Origin of the sequence: Siminovitchia jepli, assembly GCF_047228825.1 — a bacterium.
Classification (GTDB): domain Bacteria; phylum Bacillota; class Bacilli; order Bacillales; family Bacillaceae_C; genus Siminovitchia.
Genome location: NZ_JBFEGN010000160.1, coordinates 1 through 3,824, shown reverse-complemented (window position 1 = coordinate 3,824; position 3,824 = coordinate 1). Strand labels below are relative to the sequence as shown.

The 3,824-nt window shown below is 44.0% G+C and carries 3 protein-coding genes; all 3 read left to right on the top strand.

Annotation, left to right across the window (positions count from 1 at the left end):
* The first annotated feature begins 223 nt into the window (after positions 1–223).
* The 3 genes from AB1L08_RS21850 to AB1L08_RS21840 all read left to right on the top strand — a co-directional run bounded on the left by AB1L08_RS21850 (position 224) and on the right by AB1L08_RS21840 (position 3,622).
* The gene (locus AB1L08_RS21850) at positions 224–1,822 is read left to right on the top strand and encodes an ATP-binding protein (RefSeq protein WP_413066698.1); all 1,599 of its coding nucleotides are present in this window, start codon (positions 224–226) and stop codon (positions 1,820–1,822) included.
* Positions 1,794–2,465, top strand: coding sequence for a response regulator (locus tag AB1L08_RS21845; RefSeq protein ID WP_413066697.1), 672 nt, complete (start codon positions 1,794–1,796; stop codon positions 2,463–2,465). Before AB1L08_RS21850 ends, AB1L08_RS21845 begins: the two co-directional genes overlap by 29 nt.
* 104 nt (positions 2,466–2,569) lie before the next feature.
* Entirely contained in the window at positions 2,570–3,622 is a 1,053-nt protein-coding gene (locus tag AB1L08_RS21840; protein WP_413066696.1) for a DctP family TRAP transporter solute-binding subunit, read from the top strand.
* Positions 3,623–3,824: the final 202 nt, after the last annotated feature.

Sequence of the window (3,824 nt, the reverse complement as noted above, 5' to 3'; positions counted from 1 at the left end):
CCATGGCATGGAGTACAAATTATCGGATATCCTCTAAACAAAAAAGGACCGGGCCGCTTTTTGCCCGGTTTTTCTTAGTTTCTAAAAAAGTGTTGAATTCGCTCCATTTCATTTTGAATGTTTGGGAAAGCCCTTGTAAATCCGGTTTATAATATTGTCGAAATTTGTTATAATTCAATAGCAAATGCAAAGGCTTTTAAAAAAGCTTGGGGTGGAGCATGGAATGAATAAAATCTCCTTGCGGATGAAAATGTTTATTTTTTCTTTTATTCTTGTTTTTTTCTCGGTTATGACGAGCGGTTGGATTATGATTCACAATATTTCTGCAGCTTTTGAAAAAGAGTTGGGTGCACGGGCAATCGCCATCGCCCGGACGGTGGCCCAGCTTCCGGAAATCAAAGATCATGTCGGAGCAGAAGGGGGAGCGGGAGTCATCCAGCCGATTGCCGAACGGGTGCGGTTGGCGACGGATGTGGATTATATTGTGGTGTTTGACATGAACCGGATCCGTTATTCGCATCCTTCCGAAAGCAAGCTGGGAACTCCTTTTGAAGGCGGAGATGAAAGGGCTTCCTTGTCGGAACATGAATATATATCGAAAGCACAGGGCGTTCTCGGGTATGCCATCAGGGCGTTTGTTCCGATCATGGATGAAGAAGGCGTCAAGCAAGTCGGAGTGGTTGCGGTCGGAATTCTTTCCCCCACGTTGCACAGCCTGATTGTGGAATATCGAAATGATATGCTCCTGTCATTGGTTTGGGGCCTGTTTATCGGCCTGGTCGGTTCATTTTTTATTGCCAATCACCTAAAAAAGCAAACGCTGAATTTGGAGCCGTATGAAATTGCCCGCATGGTGGAGGAAAGGTCCAGCATGATGCAGGCCATGGATATTGGCATTTTGGCTACAGATGAACAGTCCAATGTCATTTTTATGAATCGTTTGGCAAAACAATATACAAAATATTACAACAACTCCGCGGCGTTGAATGATATTTTTCCGGATACCTGGATTGTAAAAGAAGCCCAAAGCAGCAAAGAAGTCATCCATCGGCCGCTGCTGTGCCATGATGTGATGTATCTTGTCAAGATGTATCCGATTCAGGTAAAAGGCCGGTCGGCAGGTTCACTGATTATGATGACCGACCGGCAAGAGGCGCATATTCTTGCGGAAGAACTGACAGGGATCAAAATGCTTGTTGATACTTTGCGTTCCCAAAACCATGAATATATGAATAAATTGCACAGCATTGCCGGATTAATTCAATTGGACAGATCAGAAGAAGCCCTGAACATGATCGTGGATGAAATTTCCGACGAACAAGAAGTGACCCAGTTTTTAAAAGATCATATTTCCGATTATTCGGTTCTTGGACTGCTTTTGGGGAAACGATCCAGGGCAAAGGAACTGGGCGTTTCGTTTGTGATTGAGGAGCAGTCATATCTATCCGAGATCATGAACGGATTCTCGAGCGGGGATATTGTGACCATTGTCGGCAATTTAATCGATAACGCGATGGAAGCCTGCATGCAAAAAAGTGAAAGAATGGTCAGCCTTCTTATTCAGGGAGATGCCGACTTTTTGCTTATTCGCGTACAGGACAGCGGCAGCGGATTGCCCGCTCAGCCTGAACGGATTTTTGAATATGGTTTCAGTACAAAAGGAAATGAAGGAAGAGGCATTGGGCTGGCGCTGGTGAAACAGATTGTTGAATCAAACCAAGGGGATATTGATTTCCGGTCCGAACCCGGGGGAGGAACGGAGATTACAATCAAAGTGGGGAGGGAGCAGGAAATTGACAGGGATTACAGTATTTATTGTTGAAGACGATCCAATGGTGCTTGATGTCAATAAAGGGTTTTTGGGAAAAATGACGGGTTTTGCGCTTGTGGGGGAAGCTGTTTCCGGTAAAGAGGCACTATCAAAAATAAAAGAAATTAAACCGGACTTGGTCTTGCTCGATATGTATTTGCCGGACATATCCGGGCTGGATCTGCTGGTCGAATTGCGGTCCGAACGGGTGCCGTGTGACATTATCATGATTACGGCTGCCCGCGATGCCGTGACAATTAAGGAAGTGGTGCGCCTTGGGGCAGTGGACTATATCGTGAAGCCGTTCCGCTTTGGCAGGTTTCAACAGGCACTCGAAAACTATCAGCAAATGGTGAAAAAAATCAAGGGCCTAGAGCAACTAAAGCAGGAAGACATTGATGAGTGGCTGGTCGGTATAGAGGGAGAAGAGGAAGAACTGCCCAAGGGGATCAATGAGCTTACCATGAAACAAATCATGCTCGCCTTGATGTCCCATGAAGGCCCCGTGACGGCGGAACAATTGGCAAAAAGTGTAGGAATGGCGAGGGTCACAGTGCGAAAGTATCTTGATTTTCTGGCACACAAGGAAAAAGCCCGGATCGAAATGCGCTATGGAAGCGTGGGCAGGCCGACAAACTATTATTCAATAAAGTAAATACCAAAAAGACCAAAACGTTCAATATTTACATAATGTTGTATTTGACGGTGAAAAATTTAAAATAAAATTAATCTGATGGAAAGATAGGTTGGAGGATCCAGTTGTATTCAGTTAGCCATTATTTCAGGATTAGTTTTTTCTTGCTTGCCGGGATGTCCATTCTTCTTTTGGCTGGCTGCCGGACAGAACCATATCCGAAAGATTTCGAGCAGTTGAGTGAGGATGAGCGGATCGTCATCCGATTTTCCCATGTAGTCGGCGAAGATACGCCAAAAGGACTGGCTGCCCGGAAATTCGCCCAGCTCGTAAAAGAGCGGAGCAACGGATATGTGGAAGTTCAGGTGTTTCCCAACGGCTTCCTTTATAAGGACGGCGAAGAAATGGAGGCGCTTTTAAACGGAGATGTCCAAATGATTGCCCCGGCCACCTCAAAGGTAACATCTCTCATTCCCGAGTGGTCGGTAATGGACCTTCCATTTGCTTTTAACAGCTACGAAGAAGTCCATCAATATATAAATGGCCCCGCTGGAAAAAAACTGATTTCCATGTTCGACAGCCATGGACTGCAGATGCTGGGGTTATGGGACAACGGTTTCAAACAAATGACTAACCGCAATTTTCCGATCCATACTCCGGAGGATCTTCGACAATTAAGAATGAGGATCATGCCAAGTGAAATCATATCTAAGCAATTTTTGGTATCAGGGGCCATTCCGAAGGAAATTGATTTTAATATTGTATTTCACCATCTGGAAAACGGGGATGTGGACGGGCAGGAGAATACGCTGTCCAATATCGCCAGCAAAAACCTCCATCTTTTGCAAAACTATTTGACAATCAGCAACCATGGATATTTGGGTTATGTATTGCTGGTTAATAAAGAGTTTTGGGAGGATCTTCCGGAGTCTGTCCGCGATCTCATTGCTGATGCCCTTTTGGAAGTCAGCGAATGGGAATGGAAAAACGCCCATAAGCTTAATGCAGAGAAGTTGGATGAGCTGGAAAGGTGCAAGTGCATCGATATTTATCATCTGACAGAAGAAGATAGAAAGCTTTGGGAACAGTCTTTTCAACCTGTGTACGAATATTATGAGGATCGGTTCGGGACTGAGTATATTAAGGCTCTTCCCAAAAATAAAAAAGAAGCTGATTAATGAAAGCGGTTTTTTAAGGGATGGAAGGATATTCTTTTATAGTTTATTTGACTGTAAATTTTAGGTAAAAAAGGTGATTTTTTCAATCGTCTTTTTACATAAATCAATGAAACAACAGGGGGTAAAAGTTTGAAAATCATTAGTTGTAGGAGTTCGCCTTGGAGTTCCTAAAAAAGACAACACTAAATAAAGGTACCGAAAA

Bases quoted from the DNA above. Each gene is read 5' to 3' on its own strand.
- AB1L08_RS21850 (WP_413066698.1), top strand. From the start codon at position 224: ATGAATAAAATCTCCTTGCGGATGAAAATGTTTATTTTTTCTTTTATT.